Origin of the sequence: Bradyrhizobium sp. SZCCHNGR1005, from assembly GCF_032489995.1 — a bacterium.
GTDB lineage: Bacteria > Pseudomonadota > Alphaproteobacteria > Rhizobiales > Xanthobacteraceae > Bradyrhizobium.
In genome coordinates this window covers 66,955-85,104 of sequence record NZ_JAUEZC010000003.1, presented here as the reverse complement: position 1 = coordinate 85,104, position 18,150 = coordinate 66,955, and the positions used below count along the sequence as shown (strand labels likewise).

The 18,150-nt window shown below is 66.0% G+C and carries 13 protein-coding genes; 7 read left to right on the top strand and 6 right to left on the bottom strand.

From position 1 onward, the window contains the following. Positions 1-12: 12 nt before the first annotated feature. The 4 genes from QXZ85_RS12690 (at position 13) to QXZ85_RS12675 (ending at position 8,331) form a co-directional block, all read left to right on the top strand. Positions 13-1,425 (top strand): mannose-1-phosphate guanylyltransferase/mannose-6-phosphate isomerase, encoded by a 1,413-nt coding sequence (locus QXZ85_RS12690; RefSeq protein ID WP_315729583.1) that lies wholly within the window; start codon positions 13-15, stop codon positions 1,423-1,425. Positions 1,426-1,497: 72 nt separating this feature from the next. After that, positions 1,498-3,720 (top strand): tetratricopeptide repeat protein, encoded by a 2,223-nt coding sequence (locus QXZ85_RS12685; protein WP_315741890.1) that lies wholly within the window; start codon positions 1,498-1,500, stop codon positions 3,718-3,720. 103 nt (positions 3,721-3,823) lie between these two features. Next, on the top strand, positions 3,824-6,049 hold the full coding sequence (locus tag QXZ85_RS12680) for a tetratricopeptide repeat protein (RefSeq protein WP_315741889.1): 2,226 nt from the start codon (positions 3,824-3,826) through the stop codon (positions 6,047-6,049). Between the two features lie 56 nt (positions 6,050-6,105). After that, entirely contained in the window at positions 6,106-8,331 is a 2,226-nt protein-coding gene (locus tag QXZ85_RS12675) for a tetratricopeptide repeat protein (RefSeq protein WP_315704380.1), read from the top strand. A 231-nt stretch (positions 8,332-8,562) separates the two neighbouring features. On the opposite strand, the gene QXZ85_RS12670 is transcribed toward QXZ85_RS12675, so the two are convergent. From QXZ85_RS12670 to QXZ85_RS12645, 6 genes are all read right to left on the bottom strand, one after another. Further along, entirely contained in the window at positions 8,563-8,850 is a 288-nt protein-coding gene (locus QXZ85_RS12670) for a type II toxin-antitoxin system RelE/ParE family toxin (RefSeq protein WP_315704379.1), read from the bottom strand. Then, complete coding sequence (locus QXZ85_RS12665) at positions 8,847-9,149, bottom strand: CopG family ribbon-helix-helix protein (protein WP_315704378.1); 303 nt, start codon at positions 9,147-9,149, stop codon at positions 8,847-8,849. Before QXZ85_RS12665 ends, QXZ85_RS12670 begins: the two co-directional genes overlap by 4 nt. Positions 9,150-9,949: 800 nt before the next feature. Further along, the gene (locus tag QXZ85_RS12660; protein ID WP_316174262.1) at positions 9,950-10,636 is read right to left on the bottom strand and encodes a DUF1223 domain-containing protein; all 687 of its coding nucleotides are present in this window, start codon (positions 10,634-10,636) and stop codon (positions 9,950-9,952) included. Between the two features lie 114 nt (positions 10,637-10,750). Next, a complete protein-coding gene (locus QXZ85_RS12655; protein WP_316174260.1) occupies positions 10,751-12,001 on the bottom strand; it encodes an adenosylmethionine--8-amino-7-oxononanoate transaminase in 1,251 nt (416 codons plus the stop codon). Further along, on the bottom strand, positions 11,998-12,636 hold the full coding sequence (gene bioD, locus QXZ85_RS12650) for a dethiobiotin synthase (protein WP_316174258.1): 639 nt from the start codon (positions 12,634-12,636) through the stop codon (positions 11,998-12,000). Before bioD ends, QXZ85_RS12655 begins: the two co-directional genes overlap by 4 nt. Continuing rightward, a complete protein-coding gene (locus QXZ85_RS12645) occupies positions 12,633-13,766 on the bottom strand; it encodes an 8-amino-7-oxononanoate synthase (protein ID WP_316174255.1) in 1,134 nt (377 codons plus the stop codon). The genes bioD and QXZ85_RS12645 overlap by 4 nt, the downstream gene beginning before the upstream one ends. 402 nt (positions 13,767-14,168) lie before the next feature. Between QXZ85_RS12645 and QXZ85_RS12640 the strand changes: the two genes are divergently transcribed. The 3 genes from QXZ85_RS12640 (at position 14,169) to murJ (ending at position 18,005) form a co-directional block, all read left to right on the top strand. Then, on the top strand, positions 14,169-15,179 hold the full coding sequence (locus QXZ85_RS12640) for a Gfo/Idh/MocA family oxidoreductase (RefSeq protein WP_315704373.1): 1,011 nt from the start codon (positions 14,169-14,171) through the stop codon (positions 15,177-15,179). A 52-nt stretch (positions 15,180-15,231) separates the two neighbouring features. Further along, the gene (locus QXZ85_RS12635; RefSeq protein WP_315729576.1) at positions 15,232-16,383 is read left to right on the top strand and encodes a DegT/DnrJ/EryC1/StrS family aminotransferase; all 1,152 of its coding nucleotides are present in this window, start codon (positions 15,232-15,234) and stop codon (positions 16,381-16,383) included. Between the two features lie 89 nt (positions 16,384-16,472). After that, complete coding sequence (gene murJ / locus QXZ85_RS12630) at positions 16,473-18,005, top strand: murein biosynthesis integral membrane protein MurJ (protein ID WP_315768513.1); 1,533 nt, start codon at positions 16,473-16,475, stop codon at positions 18,003-18,005. Positions 18,006-18,150: the final 145 nt, after the last annotated feature.

Below are 18,150 nucleotides of genomic sequence, written 5' to 3'. Positions count from 1 at the left end.
ATAGGCAATTTCATGGCCAGGCGCATCATCCCTCTCATCATGTGCGGCGGTGCCGGCACGCGGCTTTGGCCGGCGTCGCGCGAGGTACGCCCCAAGCAGTTCCTGCCGCTGTTCGGCACGCGCTCGACCTTCCAGGAAACGCTGTTGCGGGTCTCGGATGCAGCTCTGTTCGAGCGGCCGATCATTATCACCAACGCTGCCTATCGTTTCATGGTGCTGGAGCAATTGGCCGAGATCGGTATCGAGGCCGACGTGTTGCTGGAGCCGATGCGCCGCGACTCCGGCCCGGCGATCGCGGCCGGCGCCGCATTCGCACGGGCGCGCGACAGCGAAGCGATCGTGCTGGCGCTCGCCGCCGATCACGTGGTGCGGGACACTGCGGCGTTTCTCGCGGCCTGTCGCGAGGGCCTGGCGGCGGCCGAGAGCGGCCGGATCGTCACCTTCGGTGTCACGCCCGAGCGCGCCGCCACCGAATATGGCTATATCTGCCCCGGCGAGATCGTGTCGGGCCAGGTGCGCGCGGTGAAGAAATTTGTCGAGAAGCCGGATCAGCCGACCGCCGAGCAGTACATCAGGGATGGCTATCTCTGGAACAGCGGCAACTTCATGTTTCGCGCCGCCTTGCTGCTCGACGAATACAGGAAGTTCGACGCTGCGAGCGTGCAGGCGGTCACGGACTCCGTCGCCAAGGCCGGGCACGACCTCGGCTTCATCATCCTCGATGCGGATGGGTTTGCTGCGGCCAAGCCGATTTCGATCGACTATGCCGTAATGGAGAAGACGGGGCGGGCCGCCGTCGTGCCCGTCTCCTGTGGCTGGTCCGATGTCGGCTCCTGGCACGCGGTTTGGGAGTTGTCGGAGAAGGACGCGCAGGGCAATGCCGCGCGCGGCAGCACGGTGTTCGAGGACTCCCGCAATTGCAACGTGGTGACCGACAAGGCGCTGGTGGCGCTCGAAGGGGTGGACGATCTCGTCGTGGTGGCCACCCAGGACGCCGTGCTGGTCTCGCGCCAGAAGGACGCCAACGGCTTGAAGCGGCTGGTGGCGAAGCTGAAGACCGTGGCGCCGGAGGTGACCGAGGCGCACATCAAGGTGCATCGTCCCTGGGGCAGCTATCAGTCGGTCGACAATGGCGAGCGTCACCAGGTCAAGCGCATCGTGGTCAAGCCCGGTCAGCGCCTGTCATTGCAGAAGCATTACCATCGCTCCGAACATTGGATCGTGGTGCGCGGGACCGCACGCGTGACCGTGAACGAAGCGGTGACGATGGTGCACGAGAACGAATCGATCTACATCCCGATGGGCGCGGTGCACCGGCTGGACAATCCCGGCAAGATCTTGCTCGAGCTGATCGAGGTCCAGACCGGCTCTTATCTCGGCGAGGATGATATCATCCGCATCGAGGATGACTACCGGCGCGAGTAGGGGCTTGGTTACCGCTCTCGAATCAGGCGCCGCGTGCTAGATTCGCCAGAAGATTCTGGCGGAGGGGCATCCTTGCAAAGCACGATTGGTTCGCGCGCATTCCAGAATGCGCGTCTGCAGAAGAAAAACCGCAAGCAGGCCGACGCGCTGCTGCCCACAGCCGTTGCGGCCTATCGTGCCGGCCGCCATGCCGAGGCCCAGGCGATCTGCAGGCAGGTACTGGAGCTGCTGCCGGATTATTTCCCGGCGCTCCACCTGCTCGGCATCTCCGCGCTCGATTGCGGTCGCCTCGATGTCGCCGAGCAGGCGTTGACGCAGGCCGTCGCGATCGAGCCGCGCCATGCCGAAGCGCTCATCAATCTCGGCCTCGTGTTCTTTAGCCAGAAGCGCTACGAGGAAGCGCGAAAAGTGCAGGAGCGGGCGACCGCGGTGAAGCCGATCTTCCCGGTGGCGTTCACCACGCTCGGCAACACGCTGATGAACATGCGGCTGTTCGATCAGGCGCTGGAGGCGCACCAGCGCGCGATCGCGGCCAAGCCCGAATATGCCGACGCCTATTGCAACCGTGGCATGACGCAGCTGCTGATGCAGCGGCACCAGGACGCCTATGAGAGCTTCAACCGTGCGCTGTCGCTCAACCCCAGGCACATGCAGGCGACGTTCGGCCTCGGCCTCGTCGCCGTCAATCTGCGCCACTGCGAGCAGGCGCTGACCTCCTTCAACGCCGCGCTGGCGCTGAGCCCCCGTAACGCGGCGATCCTGGCGCAGCGCGGCCGCCTGCACCTGCAGATGGGGCATTTCGATCAGGCCGAGGCCGACTTCGATGCCGCGCTGGCTGCCGACCCGATGCTCGAGGCCGCGCTGCTCGGCAAGGCTCATGTCAACGTCCTCAACGGCGACGTCGCCCCGGCCATGGCTGCTTGCAACAAGGTGTTGCAGCAGAACCCGTTATCGGAAGTGGCGCTGATCTGGCTCGGGGCCTGCCTCGCCGAGCAGGGCGACATCGCCGGTGCGATCCAGCTTTTCGATCGCGCGCTCGAGATCAAGCCTGACTTCGAGGAGGCGATCACCAAGAAGATCTTCGCGCTCGACTTCTTTCCCGGTTCCGACTTCGCCATGCATCAAGCGGTGCGGCGGGAGTGGTGGGAGCGGATCGGCGCGCGCGTCGCGCGCCGGCAGCTCGCCCCATCCAACCTGGATCCGGAGCGGCGGCTCATGATCGGCTATGTCTCCTCGGATTTTCGCAGCCATTCGGCGGCGCTGACCTTCCTGCCGGTACTGACCCATCAGGATCGCCAAGCCTTCAAGGTCGCTTGCTACTCCTGCTCGCCGCTCAAGGATCAGGTCACCGAGCAATGCCGCGCCGCGGCCGACATCTGGGTCGATGCCTCGCAGATGTCGGATGATGAACTCGCCGACCGCATCCAGGGCGATCAGGTCGACATCCTGGTCGATCTCTCGGGCCATTCGGGCGGCCACCGGCTGTCGCTGTTCGCGCGCAAGCCGGCGCCGATCCAGGTCACCGCCTGGGGCAATGCGACCGGGACGGGGCTGCCGACCATCGACTATTTCTTCGCCGATCCGGTGACGGTGCCGCAGAGCGCGCGTCCGTTGTTTGCGGAGGAGGTCTATGACCTGCCGGCCCTGATCACCACCGATCCGGTGGCTGATGCGCAGCCGACGCCGCTGCCGATGCTGCGCAACGGCTATGTGACCTTCGGCGTGTTCAACCGGATCGACAAGATCTCGGATCAGGTGCTGGTGGTGTGGTCGGAACTGATGCGCCAGATGCCGGAGGCGCGGATCGTGATCAAGAACGGCGCGCTCGATCAGGCCTTGCTGCGCGACGGGCTGATCGCGCGCTTCGTGGCCCATGGCATCGCCGAGAGTCGTATCACCTGTCTCGGCGCCTCGATCCGTCATGAGCATATTGCCGCCTTCGCCGATGTCGATATCTCGCTCGATCCGTTCCCGCAGAATGGCGGCGTGAGCACCTGGGAGTCGCTGCAGGCGGGCGTGCCTGTCGTCGCCAAGCTCGGTTCGAGCTCGGCCTCGCGCGCGGCGGCTGCGATCGTGACGGCGGTGGGCTTGAGCGATTGGGTGGCCGAGGACGATGCGGGCTACATCGCGATCGCGCGCCGTCACGCGGCCGACCCCGCCGCGCTCGCGCAGCTGCGGGCCACGCTGCCGCAACAGGTCCTCAGTTCGGCCGCCGGCAATGTCGAGCTCTACACGCGCAAAGTCGAGGAGGGCTATCGCACCTTCTGGCGCCGCTTCTGCGCGGCCGGCACCTGAGCTGCTACGGGCCGTTGGCGGCGCAGCTTGCGGCTGCGGGCTGGCCGCGCGAATCAGGCATGTGTGTTAGGTTTTCGCAATCGCACCTCGGTGGAGACGATCCTTGGCAGGCAGTGTCGGTTCGCGCGCCTTTCAGAACGCGCGCCTTCAGAAGAAGCATCGCAAGCAAGCCGACGCGCTGCTGGCGACGGCCGCAGCGGCCTATCGTCAGGGCCGCCATGCCGACACCCAGGCGCTCTGCCGGGACATTCTTGCCTTGCTGCCGGATCATGTCGAGGCACTCCAACTGCTCGGCAGGTCCGCACTGGACACCGGACGCTTTGCCGATGCTGAAGCGGCGCTGACGCGCGCGGTCGCGATCGAGCCGCGAGACGTGGATGCGCAGGCCAACCTCGGCGGCGCACTGTTCAACCTCGGCCGTTTCGAGGAGGCCCGCAAGTACCAGGAGCGCGCGGTCGCGCTGAAGCCGACCTTCGCAGCCGCGATCACCGCGCTCGGCAACACGCTGTGGCGGCTGTCCGAGTTCGAGCAGGCGATCGCGGCGCACGACCGGGCGATCGCCCTGAAGCCCGATTATGCCGACGCCTATTGCAATCGCGGCGTGGTGCAGCTGCTGCTCGACCGCAACGCGGAGGCGGATCAGAGCTTCGATCGCGCGCTGTCCTTCGATCCCCGTCACATGCAGGCGCTGTTCGGCAAGGGGCTCGTCGGCCTTAACCTCCGCCGTTTCGATGCGGCGCTCGCCGCCTTCAACGCCGCGCTCGCGGTCAAGCCGGATGCGGCTGTGGTCATGGCCCAGCGCGGCCGCCTCCATCTGCAGGCCGGCAGGCTGGATCAGGCGGCCGCCGATTTCGATGCGGCGCTCGCGCGCGATCCGCGCCTCGAGCCCGCCTTGCTCGGCAAGGCGCATATCGGCGTGCTCAAGCACAACGTCGCGCCGGCCATGGAAGCCTGCCGCAAGGTGCTGGAGCAGAATCCGGTATCCGAAGCCGCCTGGATGTGGCTCGGCGCCTGCTTTGCCCAGCAGGGCGACATCGCCACCGCGCTCCAGCACTTCGACCGGGCGATCGAGATCAAGCCGGATTATAGCGATGCGCTCATCGCCAAGATCTTCACGCTCGATTTCCTGCCTGAGGCCGATTTCGCCATTCAGCAGGCCACGCGCCGCGAATGGTGGCAGCGGATCGGGGCCAGGATTCCGCGTTTCGACCTGTCGCCGCGGCAGCGCGATCCGGACCGGCGGATCGTCGTCGGCTACGTGTCGTCGGATTTTCGCAACCACTCCGCGGCGTTCGCCTTCCTGCCGGTGCTCCGCCATCACGACCACAGCCTGTTCCAGGTGAACTGCTACTCCTGCTTTGCGCAGCAGGACAGCGTGACCGCCCTGTGCCGGTCGGCCGCCGATGTCTGGGTCGAAGCCTCGCAAATGTCCGACGACGAACTGGCGGCGCGCATCGACGCCGATCAGGTCGATATCCTGGTCGATCTGTCCGGCCATTCGGTCGGCAACCGCCTCGCAGTGTTCGCCCGCAAGCCGGCGCCCGTTCAGGTCTCGGGCTGGGGCAACGGCACGGGCACGGGCCTGCCGACCATCGACTACTTCTTCGGCGATCCCGTCACGATGCCGCAATCGGTGCGTCCGCTGTTTGCCGAGCAGATCTATGATCTCCCCTCCGTGATCACGACAGAGCCGTTGCCGGGACTGGCACCGAGCCCGCTGCCGATGCTGCGCAACGGCTATGTGACCTTCGGCGTGTTCAACCGGATCGACAAGCTCTCCGACCCGGCGCTGGCCCTCTGGGCGCGGTTGCTGCAGGAGCTGCCGGACTCGAGAATCGTGATCAAGAACGCCGCGCTCGACGACGCCTTCCTCCGCGACGGGCTCATCGGGCGTTTCGCTGCCCACGGCGTGGCGCCGGAGCGGATCACCTGCCTCGGCGCCTCGGCGCGCGACCAGCATCTGGCGGAGTTTGCCAAGATCGACATCTCGCTCGATCCGTTCCCGCAGAACGGCGGCGTCAGCACCTGGGAATCGTTGCAGGCCGGTGTGCCCGTGATCGCCAAGCTCGGGATGAGCGCGGCCTCCCGTGCCGCCGGCGCCATCGTCACGGCGGTCGGCCTCGATGATTGGGTCGCCGAGGATGATGCGGGCTACATCGCGATCGCGCGGCGTTTCGCGGTCGATCCCGCCGCACTCGCGGCGGTGCGCGCTGAACTCCCGCAGCGGGTTGGGGCCTCCGCCGCCGGCAATGTCGAGATCTACACGCGCAAGGTGGAAGAGGGCTATCGCAGCTTCTGGCGGCGCTATTGCGCCGAGAACTGCCGATGACGACCCGCATCCGCCGCGTTCCCCGCGTCAGCTGTTGACCTCTTTGGAGATCATGCTTGGCCAGCAATGTCGGTTCGCGCGCCTTCCAGAATGCGCGGCTCAATAAGAAGAACCGCAAGCAGGCCGACGCACTGCTGCCCCAGGCGGTCGCGGCCTATCGCGCCGGGCGGCACGCCGAGGCGCAGGCGGTCTGTGCCCAGGCGCTGGCGCTGGTGCCCGATCATTTCGATGCGCTGCATCTGCTCGGCGTCTCGGCGCTGGAAAGCGGCCAGCCTGATCTCGCGGAGCAGGCGCTGACCCAGGCGATCGCGGCCGAGCCGCGCCACGCCGAGGCGCTGGCCAATCTTGGACTCGCTCTGTTCGGCCGCAAGCGCTACCAGGAAGCGCGGGCCGTGCAGGAGCGCGCCATCGCGGCCAGGCCCAATTTCGCGGCCGCACTGACCGGGCTCGGCAACACGCTGATGAAGATGGGCCTGCTGGAAGAGGCGTTGCAGGCGCATGATCGCGCGCTCGCGGCCAGGCCGAACTACGCGGACGCCTATTGCAATCGCGGCATGACAGAACTCCTGCTCAACCGCAATGTCGAAGCCATCGAGAGCTTCGACCGCGCGCTCGCCCTCAATCCGCGGCAGGCCGCGGCTCTGTTCGGCAAGGGGCTCGTCAGCATCAACCTGCGCCATTACGACGCCGCGCTGGCCGCCTTCGATGCCGCGCTCGCGCTCAAGCCAGCTGTCGCTCTGGTGCTGGCACATCGCGGCCGCCTGCATCAGCAGGTCGGACGGCTCGATCCGGCGGCGGCGGATTACGACGCTGCGCTGGCGATCGAGCCGCTGCAGGAGGTGGCGCTGCTCGGGCGGGCCCAGATCCATGTGATGAAGGACAATGTCGCCCCCGCCATGGAGGCGCTGCGCAAGGTGCTGGAGCAGAACCCGGTCTCCGAGGCCGCCTGGACCTGGCTCGGCGAGTGTTTTGCCAAACAGGGTGACATCGCCACATCGCTGCGGCATTTCGAGCGGGCCCTCGAGATCAAGCCGGACTACGGCGATGCGATCACCGCAAAGATCTTCGCGCTGGATTTCATGCCCGACAGCGACTTCGCCCAGCACCAGGCGGTGAGACGCGAATGGTGGCGGCGGATCGGCAGCCACATTCAGCAGCGGCCTCGGCCGCTGCGTGATCTGGATCCGGAACGGCGCCTCACCATCGGCTATGTCTCCTCTGACTTCAGGGCGCATTCGGCCGCGCTGACCTTTCTGCCCGTGCTGCGGAATCATGACCGGCAACAATTCCGGCTCGCCTGTTATTCGTGCTCGCCGACACAGGACGGCATGACGGCGCAGTGCAGATCCCTGGCCGATATCTGGGTCGACGCCTGGCAGATGTCGGACGAAGAGCTTGCCGCGCGCATCGAGGCCGACCAGGTCGATATCCTGGTCGATCTGTCCGGTCATTCAGCGGGCAACCGCCTCACCGTGTTTGCGCGCAAGCCGGCGCCGGTTCAGGTCACGGCCTGGGGCAGCGGGACCGGGACGGGCCTGCCGACCATCGACTACTTCTTCGCCGATCCGGTCACCGTGCCGGCGGAGGTGCGCCATCTGTTCGCCGAGCAGGTCCATGATCTGCCTGCCGTCATCACCACCGAGCCGCTGCAGGGCCTGCAGCCGACACCGCTGCCGATGCTGCGCAACGGCTACGTGACCTTCGGCGTGTTCAACCGGATCGACAAGATCTCCGATCCGGCTCTGGCGGTGTGGTCGAAGCTTATGCAGGAGCTGCCGGACTCCAGGATCGTCATCAAGCACGGTGCGCTCGAGGATTCCTTCCTGCGCGACGGCCTGGTCAGCCGCTTCGTGGCCCACGGGGTCGCCGCGGAGCGCGTCACCTGTCTCGGTCTTTCCTCGCGCGATCAGCACCTTGCGCAGTTCGCCAATATCGACATCTCGCTCGATCCATTCCCGCAGAATGGCGGCGTCAGCACCTGGGAATCGCTGCAGGCGGGCGTGCCTGTCGTCGCAAAGCTCGGCAACAGCTCGGCCTCGCGCGCCGCGGCCGGCATCGTCACCGCGGTGGGCCTTGGTGACTGGGTGGGGGCCGATGACGACGGTTACATCGCGACCGCGCTCAACTTCGCAGCCCAGCCGGAGGCCTTGGCCAAGCTGCGCGCCGAATTGCCGCAGATGGTGGCAGGCTCGCCAGCCGGCGATGGTGCGCTCTACACGCGCAAGGTCGAGCAAGGCTACCGCGCCTTCTGGCGTCGGTACTGTGCCGTGGCTTCGGGCTGATCGCGCACCATCATGAGAAGGGGCGCAATGACCAAGAAGCTCAAGCCCATTGCAGCCATGTTTGCGGATGTCATGCTGCCCGGTTAGTCATTCAATCTCTCAAACAACAACCTTTGTAGTTGTATGAACTTTAGGAGACGCGCGAGTTGCATCGACCACGAGTGCATAGCACTCAGGACTGGGACCTCTTCGACCAAGCTCGATCGGCTGGGACCTATGTTCGATCCCGTCTCATAAGGACTGAGGCCATTGCCGTGCACTGTGGAAGACGCGGAGAATCTGAATCGTGTCGTCGACCAGCCGATACGGCACGATGTACGGCGTTCGCGGAATCACGAGCTCACGGGTTCCTGGAACGCGCCCGGGCCGTCCCATTTCAGGGCGACTTGGCAGCAATGTCTCGATGTTCCGGATAATATGAAGCGCGACCCGTCGTGCTGCGGTCGGATTGTCCTGCGCGATGTAAGCCCGCAAAGCGACGAGGTCGGCAATCGCCTCGGGAGACCAGACGGGGGTCACGAACCCTTGGGGGAGCTTTTCGAGCCGTTCTTGGACGTGCGCTCGGGAGCAGGCTTCTCGCCCGCGCTCCCCCAGGAGGCAACCCAATCCCTGACCTCGTCGTGCGGGATCGCCTCGCCGCGATCGAGCGACGCAATGGCGCGCTTGATGCCGCTCACCTGCGATTCATTGAGGTCGAGATATTCGTTGATCGCTTCGGCGGCGAGAACCGCACGACTACGACCCGTGCTCTTGGCCAAACGTTCCAGCCGTTCGTTCACGCTGGTATCGACACGCAGGGTCAAGGTGGTCGATCTCATGGAATGATCCATCTGCAATGGACGTGTGAGCAATATAAGCTTGGCGTGAGCGGCGCGCAATTGGAGAGGACGGGACTTCGCGACGTCATTGGAGCAAGCCGGCGTGCTCGCGGCCTCGACGCCACGCCCCACCCGACGGGCAGTCCCAGCATCCCCCTCATGTCCGAACTGCCCGTCGTGCCAGTTTGCCGCACGCCTCTAGCGTTGCCATGTCGGGCAAATCACAACGATGATCTCGTTTATCCCGCGGCGATGAAGAGGGGCGTTTCGGCCGATCGTCACGAGGCGTTAGCGGCGGGGAGCGGTGGACGCATCAGGCTTGGGGTCTGCACTTGCAGGCCGGCGAGCAAGCTCGATGCGGACGGTCAAGTCGCGTCGTCCAGATACCCCGACGCTGGTGTCCCGCGCATGAGGCTTTGCCTCGCGCGGCGGTGGCCAAAAAGCCCGTGCACCGGGGAGATCGCGAAGCAGCCGTTAAAACCATCGCGCAGGGGAGGCCGGGTCGTCCGGCTGAACCCGTGGTACCTGCCGCCTGCATTTTTTTAGCAGGCGGGCCACGGACCTCAGCCGAGGTCCGGCCTTCCCTGCGCCCTCTCGTTTTTCGAGGGCACGCGATCTGTACAACTCGGGCGCCTCATGCGTCGCGGGAACGTAGTCTATTGTTTGGAAAAATCGTTCAGCAAATTCGGTGTCGTCCCGGGCTTGACCCAGGCGCAAGGCCGGGACGACAGCGCAGTGGGTGTCGGCAGACCTCATGCTTCAGACCTCACGCCTCAATCGGTGTTGAGATGGTGCTGAACTTAGAGCCTGGCCGCACCGACGATGCGGCCATCCGGCGCCTCCACGATCACCGCGGCATCTTCGCCCTCGGGCAATTGCTCGGTGAGACGCAGTGGCGCGCCCTGCCAATCGCCGACCGGACGCACCGAGCGCACCACGTTGAGCTCCTCGAAGGTGCGGCCGTCGTTCTCGCCGCGGCGGATGGCGGTCTTGTGGTAGTGATCGAAGCCGACCAGCAGCACACGGCCGCGGCCGTCGCCATGGCCGATCTCGATCTGCAGCTTGCCGGAGTTGCGGCTGAGACGCACGTCTGTCGCGGTCTGGTTCGCAGCCTTGGCGCGATCGATCGCCGCACCGACTTCGCTCCGGCGAGAGCCGACGTGACCCGAGACGCCGTCGACGACGATCTCCGGCGTGTAGGAGCCGTCGCCGAAGCGGTTGCCATAGCGCGCCTGGCGGTCGGTGGCAGCTTCCAGGGAGAACGGGTCTTTCCAGCCGAGCCGGTCCCAATAGGTGACGTGGAACGCGAGCGGCAGCACGTCGTGGCGGTCGCGCGCGAGGTCGTTGAGGTAGGCGTTGGCCGGCGGGCAGGACGAGCAGCCCTGCGAGGTGAAGAGCTCGACCACGACCGGCCGGTCGGCCGCTTCTGCGGCAAGCGGCGCAAGGCCGAAAGCGAGGGTGAACAGAACGGACGCGCGCGACAGCATGGGATGCTCCTGAGTGAAATCTCACTGCAGTCGTTTCGCGCAAGCGGCCGAGGCGTTACGCTGACGCGCGCACACGGTTTCGTGAGCCGTGGTGCCGCGGACGCGCGCCCGCGTTCAGAGATCGATCGCGGCGATCGCGTCGTAGACGCGCCCGATCTCGGCCTCGGTGCTGCAATAGGGCGGCATCAGGTAGATCGTGTTCCCGAGCGGGCGGACCAGAAGGTCGCGCGCGAGGAAGTGGCGGTAGAGGCGGGGGCCGATATCGGCGAGATAGCCGGCGTCGGGCACGACCAGATCGAGCGCGGCGATGGTGCCGAGCTGGCGGATATTCGCAAACCGCCTGTCGTCGCGGAAGCGATCGAGCGCCCCGGCATGGACAGCAGCGAGCGCCGCGATCCGCTGCATCACCGGCTCGCGCTGCCACGTCTGCACGTTCGCGAGCGCAGCGGCACAGGCGATCGGATTGGCGGTGTAGGAGGACGAGTGGAAGAACGTCTTGCGCCGGTCCTCGTCGTAATGAGCTGCAAAGATCGGATCGCTGCACAACGTGACCGCGAGCGGCATCACGCCGCCGGTCAGTCCCTTGGACGTGCAGGCGATGTCGGAGGCGATTCCGGCCTGGTCGCAGGCAAACAGCGTTCCGGTGCGTCCCCAGCCGGTCATCACCTCGTCGGCGATCAGGAGCACGCCATGACGCCGGCAGATGCGCGCCATCTCGGCAAGCACGGCCGGTGCGTAGATCAGCATGCCGCCGGCGCCGAGGATCAGCGGCTCGACGATCAGCGCTGCGACGGCGTGGTCGCGGCAGGCCGCTTCGAGCGCGTCCAGCGTCTGCTGCTCGCGGCCCTGATGCGGGAAGGGCAGGCGGCCGACATCGAACAGCAGCGGTTCGTAAGGCGCGTTGAAGACGCCGCGTTCGCCCACCGACATGCCGCCGATGGTGTCGCCGTGATAGGCGCCTTCGAGCGCCAGGATGCGGCGGCGGCTCTCGCCCGAATGCAGCCAGAAGCCGAGCGTCATCTTCAGCGCGACCTCGACCGCGGTCGAGCCGCTGTCGGAGTAGAACACATGCGTCAGCTCCGGCGCCGTGATCGCGACCAGCTCGCGGGCGAGCGCTTCCGCCGGAGGATGCGTGAAGCCGGCGAAGATCACCTGGTCGAGCCGCTCGGTCTCGGCCCTGATCGCGGCCATGATCGGCGGATAGCGATGGCCATGCGTCACCACCCACCAGGACGAGATCGCATCGAAGATGCGGCGTCCGTCTTCAGCCTGCAGCCACGCGCCTTCGGTGCGGACGATGGTCGGGATCTCGCCCTGCACCGCGTGCTGGGTGAAAGGGTGCCAGACCGGTGAAGCTGATCTCATGCGACATGCTCCAGCATGCTGCCGACATCGACATGTGCGGCGAAGGCGGTGCGCAATGTCTCGGCGGTGAGATGCGGCAGATGGGGCAGACGGCCGAGATGCCGGGTGCGGCCCATCGCGACGATGGTCTGCTCGGAATCCGCGTTCTCGTCGCCGATGAAGGCGACGCCAATCAGGCCGATGTTGCGGGCGCGGATGGCCTCGATCGACAGCAGCGTATGATTGATGGTGCCGAGCGTGGTGCGGGCGCACAGCACCAAAGGCGCGCGCCAGTGGGCGAACAGATCGATGTAAGTAAGTCCGCGCGTCAGCGGCACCATCAGGCCGCCGGCGCCTTCGATCACGAGAGGCGCGGGCGCTGCCGGCGGCTCCAGCCGGTCGGGATCGATGGTGACGCCGTCGATCTCAGCGGCGAGATGCGGCGAAGCCGGTGTGAGCAGCCGGTAGCGCTCGGGCAGGATCCGTTCCGCGGCAAGTCCGGACAGGCGGCGGACGGTATCGGAATCGGTTTCACCGTCGAGGCCCGATTGCACCGGCTTCCAGTAATAGCCATGAAGCGCACCGGCGAGGCCGGCCGAGAATACGGTCTTGCCGATGCCGGTATCCGTGCCGGTGACGATGAGGCACTGCGTCAAGACCGCTGCCTCAAGGCTTGCGCCGTCGCGTCGAACAGCTTGGAGATCACATCCTCGCTGAGATTGGCCGTGAGCGCGATGCGCAGCCTTGCGGTGCCTTCGGGCACGGTCGGCGGTCGGATTGCACGGATGTCGAAGCCCTGCGCCTGCAGCGCCGCTGCGACTGCTACGGCCTTGTCGTCCGGGCCGATGATGATCGGCAGGATGTGGGACGGCGATGCGTCGAGGCCGCAGTGTGCTTTCAGCTCGCGCGCCGCATGGACTACGAGCTGCGCCAGTCGCTCTCGGCGATCCGGCTGCTCGCGCGACAGCGCCAGCGCGGCACGCGTGACGGCAGCGATCAGTGGCGAGGGGGCGGTCGCGAAGATGAAGGGCCGGGCGCGGTTCACCAGGAAGTCGCGCACGATTCGAGGCGCGAGCACGAAGCCGCCGGAGGTGCCGAGCGCCTTGCCGCAGGTGTGGAGCGTTATGACATTGTCCCGGCCCTCGAGCCGTGCGGCGAGACCGCGTCCGTCCGGACCGAGCACGCCGGTCGCATGCGCCTCGTCGATGACGAGGGTCGCATCGTGACGGTCGGCGACAGCCATGAAATCGGCGAGATCGGGACTGTCGCCGTCCATGCTGTAGACGCTTTCGACCGCGATCCATGGCCGTCCCCGGCCGCCAGCCTTGCGCCACTGCGTGAGCCTCGCATCGAAGGCGCTCGCATCATTATGCGGGACGCTCTCATGTGCCGCGCGGCAATGGCGCAGGCCCTCGTGCACGCTGGCATGCACCAGCGCATCGTACAGCACGATGTCGCCGCGCTGGGGGAGCGTCGAGAAGAGCGCATGGTTGGCGGTGTAGCCGGCACCGAAATAGAGCGCGGTCTCCGCCCCGAAATGGCGTGCGGCCTCGGCCTCCAGCGCCTCATGCTCGGCATGATTGCCGCGCAGGAGCCGGGACCCGCCGGCGCCGACCGGCACGCCGCGCGCGATCGCCTCGGTCGCGGCCCGCTGCAGCTCCTCGGATTCGGCGAGGCCGAGATAATCGTTCGAGGTGAAGTCGATGCCTGCGCGGGCGCGGAGCTGACGGAACCGGCCCCGCTCATTCAATTCGCCGAGCTGGGTCTCAAACTCAGGGTAAGGCATCAATCGTCTCAAGCTGCAGTCTGCTCTCAGCTGCAGTCGGTTGCGCGGCTTGATGGCCCGCCACCGCCATCATTGCAACCGCATGGCCCTAACATCTCTGTGTATGGAACAGCTCGTGCATGGAACAGGCGATCCGGGGCGGGCGCCGCAGGACACCGCCGCGGCGCCCTTGGTGAGGGGGATGAGGTCTTGCCCGCATCAGGTGAGCGAGTTGCCGCAGCCCCTTCACATTGCTGGGTTTTTCTTGCATCCGGGATGTAACTTTTTGAATCAAATCGTGTCCTGAAAGGTTTTTCCGCGTTCGCCTCGTCTGGGACGACGTGCTAGACAGCCTTCGCCCGGCTGATTTGCGGCGGATTCACTGCAAGCCAGCCGATCGGGGACATCAATGGGGTCGTTGACATGAGTTTGAAGGGGGCGGGCCACAAGGCCGAACCGAGGCAGGCGCTGCGCGTCGGCGTGATCGGAGCCGGCGTGATGGGAAGCAATCACGCACGCGTGCTGGCCGGCCTGCCGAATATCCATCTTGTCGGCGTCGTCGATCCTGTTCCGGCACACCGCGCCCGCGTCACCGATCTTGCGAATTGCGCGACTTTCGAAACCCTCGACCAGCTGGTCGCGGAGGGTGTCGATGCGGTAACCGTCGCAGCGCCCACCCATCTGCATCACGAGATCGCGCTCGCCTGCATTGCGCGCAAGGTGCATCTTTTGGTTGAGAAGCCGATCGCCTCCAGCGTCGAGGAGGGACGTGACATCGTCGCCGCCGCGCATCGCGCCGACGTCACGCTGATGATCGGCCATGTCGAGCGCTTCAACCCGGCGGTCGCCGCGATCAAGAAGGCGATCGCGGGCGAGGACCTGCTGTCGATCGCGATCACCCGCGTCGGTCCGTTTCCGCCGCGGATGTCGAATGTCGGGGTCGTGATCGACCTTGCCGTGCACGACATCGACCTCATCCGATGGTTCACCGAATCCGACATTATTGAAGTGCAGCCGCAACTCTCGAGCGCGGTGGCGGAGCGCGAGGATATCGCGCTGCTGCAATTCCGCACCGCCTCGGGCGTGCTGGCCCACATCAACACCAATTGGCTGACGCCCTTCAAGGCGCGCAACGTCACGGTGGCGACGCGCGGCAAATACATCATGGGCGATCTGTTGACCCGCCAGGTCACCGAGTGCTTCGGCTTCAAGCCGGACGGCAGCTACTCGATGCGCCATCTGCCGGTCGGCCATGACGAGCCGTTGCGCGCCGAACTGCTCGCATTCCTGCACGCGGTGCGCTCCGGCACCGGGCCGGCCGTCACCGGCGACGAAGGCGTTGCGAGCCTCGAGATCGCGACGCAATGCCTCGAGCGGTCGAGCCATCGTCCGGCCGAAGCCGCCGCCCGCAAGCAGCTGCGTGCAGCCGGCTAGTCGCCGCGGCATTCTTCAGTCCAATCGTGTTTCTCATATCGTAACGGCAGCCATGAACCAGCATTTGCGTCAACAGCCCATTCCCTTCATCGACACCGCTGCACAACGTCAGCGGCTCGGTACGGCGATCGATGAGGCCGTTGCGCGGGTGCTGGCCCATTGCCAATTCCTCGGCGGTGGCGAAATCGCGCAGCTCGAGTCCGAGCTCGCCGCTTTCTGTGGCGCCAAATATGCGGTGAGCTGCTCGAGCGGCACCGATGCGCTGCTGATGGTGCTGATGGCGCAGGGCATCGGTCCTGGCGATGCGGTGCTGTGCCCGTCCTTCACCTTCTGCGCCACCGGCGAAGCCGTCGCGCTGACCGGCGCGACCCCGGTGTTCGTCGACGTGCTGGAAGAGACCTTCAATATCGATCCGGCCTCGCTCCGTCGTGGCATCGCGACCGCCAGGCTGCTCGGGCTCAAGCCGAAAGCGGTGATCCCCGTCGACCTGTTCGGCCAGAGCGCCGATCACGATGTGATCGCCGCGGTGGCGCGGGACGAAGGCCTGTTCGTGCTCGACGACGCCGCCCAGGGCTTTGGCGCCAGCTACAAGGGCCGTCGCATCGGCACCTTCGGCCTTGCGACAGCAACGAGCTTCTATCCGGCCAAGCCGCTCGGCGCCTTCGGCGACGGTGGTGCGATCTTCACCAACGATGCGGAGCTCCTGGAGAAGCTGCGCAGCGTCCGTGTCCACGGTGGGGGCAGCGACAAATACGACAACGTACGGCTCGGGCTGACCGCGCGGCTGGATACGATCCAGGCTGCGATCCTGCTCGAGAAGCTGAAGATCTTCGAGGACGAGATCGCGGCGCGCAACAAGGTCGCGGAGCGCTATTCCAACGGCCTCGCCGATGTCGTGAAGGTGCCGGAGCTGGCGGAGGGCTGCACCTCCGTCTGGGCGCAATATACGATCCGCCTGCCGAAGGGCGTCGACCGCGATCAGTTCCAGGGCGCCTTGAAGGCGCAGGGTATTCCGACGGTCATCTATTATCCGAAGTCGATGCATCAGCAGACCGCGTATCGGGTCTTCCCGGTGGCGGACGGCGGCCTGCCGGTCAGCGAGCGGCTGTCGAACGACGTGATCAGCCTGCCGATGCACGCCTATCTCGACGAGGCCACGCAGGATCGGATCATCGAGGCGGTGCACGGCGCCGTGTCGGCCTGATCGAGGGCGTCCCTCCGCCGGCAGCGGGGGAGGGGACGCTCTCGCGTTCTCCGCTTCAAAGTGGTCCGTCGATGCTTTAGAAGCGGCGCATGCTCGGACGCATCTTCACCGTCGGCGGTTACACGCTGCTGTCGCGCCTCACCGGTTTCGCCCGCGACATCATGCTGGCCGCGATCCTTGGTGCCGGCCCGGTGGCGGACGCCTTCTTCGTCGCCTTCCGCCTGCCGAACCATTTCCGCGCGATCTTCGCCGAGGGCGCCTTCAACGCCGCCTTCGTGCCGGCCTATGCGCATGTGCACGGCGAGAAGGGGGAGGCCTCGGCCAGCCTGTTCGCCGACCGCATCTTCACCTTGCTGTTTGCCTCGCAGGTCGTGCTGCTGATCCTCGCCTGGCTGTTCATGCCGCAGGCGATGACGATCCTGGCGCCCGGCTTCACCGAAGATCCGGCCCAGCGTGAACTCGCCATCGAGCTCACGCGCATCACGTTCCCTTATTTGCTTCTGATCACGCTGGTGACGCTTTACGGCGGCATGCTCAACGTGATGCAGCGCTTCGCGAGCGCCGCAGCCGCCTCCATCTTCCTCAATCTCGCGATGATGGCGACCTTGGCGCTGGTCGCGTTTTTCCCGACCGCCGGCCATGCCGCGGCCTGGGGCGTGTTGATCTCCGGTTTTCTGCAATATTTCCTGCTGGCGGGCGATCTGGCCCGGCATGGCGGCCTGCCGCGCTTTGCGCCGCTGAAGCTCGATGAAGACATCCGCGCCTTCTTCCGCGCCCTGGGACCTGCGACCTTGGGGTCAATGGGCACGCAGGTTGCGATGTTCGCCGATACGATCATCGCGACCTTTCTGCCGGCCGGTGCGCTGTCGGCGCTGTATTACGCCGACCGCCTCAATCAGCTGCCGATCGGGGTGATCGGGATCGCTGTCGGCACCGTGCTGCTGCCGGAAATGTCGCGGCGGCTCACCGCCAATGACCACCAGGGGGCGATGGAGAGCCAGCGCCGCGCTTTTGATTTCACGCTCCTGTTCTCGGTGCCGTTCGTTGCCGCCTTCCTCGCGGTGCCCGATGTCATCACGCGCGCGATGTTCGCGCGCGGAGCCTTCACGCGGGGGGATGCCGCGGCGGCTGGCGCTACGCTCGCAGCCTACGCGGTTGGCCTCATTCCGTTCGTGCTGATCCGCAGCGCGGTCTCGACCTTCTATGCGCGCAAGGACACCGCGACCCCGGTCAAGGCATCCTTGACCGGTCTTGCCGCCAACATGCTGCTCAAGGTGCTGCTGATGGGATCCTTGGCGCAAGTCGGACTCGCCCTGGCGACCGCCATCGGCGCCTGGATCAATCTGCTTCTTGTGCTCGGCTTCGCCGTGCACAAGGGCTATCTTGAGTTTGATAGCCGGCTCCGCCGCTCGCTGCTCGGCTTTGCCGTGACGGGACTCCTGCTTGCCGGAGCATTGTGGTTCACCGCAGGTGTCGCCAAGGTGCAATTCGCAGGTCTCGGTAGCTTCCGCGACGAGGCTGTGCTGGCCGTGCTGATCGTAGTCGGCGCCATCATCTATGCCGCTGCGATGCTCGGCCTGTTCGGCCTACGCTGGCTCAAGGCGCTGGTTCTGCGAAGCTGACGTAATCGAAGGTTTTGTGAAATTCAGTCGGCGCGCTGCCCGCTTTCCTTTTTGACGCACGGATGGGACCTGCTCGGACTATCCCATCCTCCGCGAATTTCCGGACAACTACACGAGCTGTGGACACGAGCTGTCTTGCGCCTGA